The 313-nt window shown below is 62.9% G+C and carries 1 protein-coding gene; it reads right to left on the minus strand.

What is annotated here, in order from left to right; translation table 11 throughout:
* Positions 1 to 76: 76 nt before the first annotated feature.
* A partial coding sequence (locus tag LKX83_RS32325; protein WP_227887366.1) for a hypothetical protein occupies positions 77 to 313 on the minus strand: 237 nt, incomplete at its 5' end.

Consider the following 313-nt stretch of genomic DNA (forward strand, 5'->3'; position numbering starts at 1 on the left):
GCAGAGCGGCCATGTGCGGACCCATTTACCGTACATCGGCACGCGGAAGCGGCAGAGCGGCCATGTGCGGACCCATTTACCGTACATCGGCACGCGGAGGCGGCGAGAGCGGCCATGTGCGGACCCATTTACCGTACATCGGCTCGCGGAAGCGGCAGAGAAGCCATGTACGAACCCATTTACCGTACATCGGCTCGCGGAAGCGGCAGAGAAGCCATGTACGGACCCATTTACCGTACATCGGCACGCGGAAGCGGCAGAGCGGCCATGTGCGGACCCATTTACCGTACATCGGCACGCGGAAGCGGCAGAG

This window comes from Cohnella baijiui (genome assembly GCF_020731285.1).
GTDB lineage: Bacteria > Bacillota > Bacilli > Paenibacillales > Paenibacillaceae > Cohnella.